The organism is Halorubrum sp. SP9 (assembly GCF_005435015.1).
Taxonomy (GTDB): Archaea; Halobacteriota; Halobacteria; order Halobacteriales; family Haloferacaceae; genus Halorubrum; species Halorubrum sodomense.
Genome location: NZ_SGXU01000813.1, coordinates 1 through 211, shown reverse-complemented (window position 1 = coordinate 211; position 211 = coordinate 1). Strand labels below are relative to the sequence as shown.

Annotated in this window: 1 protein-coding gene; it reads left to right on the top strand. The window is 44.1% G+C overall.

The features are described 5' to 3' along the window. Positions 1–211 (top strand): hypothetical protein (locus tag EXE45_RS21180; protein WP_206750540.1); only part of this gene is annotated, 211 nt, incomplete at both ends.

Here is a 211-nt window from a genome sequence, read left to right as displayed (position 1 = left end):
ATGTCGGCTGTTTATTGAAATGATTGCTCCTGATGTAGATATTGATATAGAGAGTAAACGTAAGTCTGATGAGCTACTCTTTCCAGGATATGTCATAAGGCCCATGGAATCTCTCACAACCGGTAGGCCGTATGGTCTTGATTCTAGCGCAGAAGATTCCAGCGTATCTTCTGACTCCAGTGCTGAGGTAATTTTGCCTGCTGCGAAGATG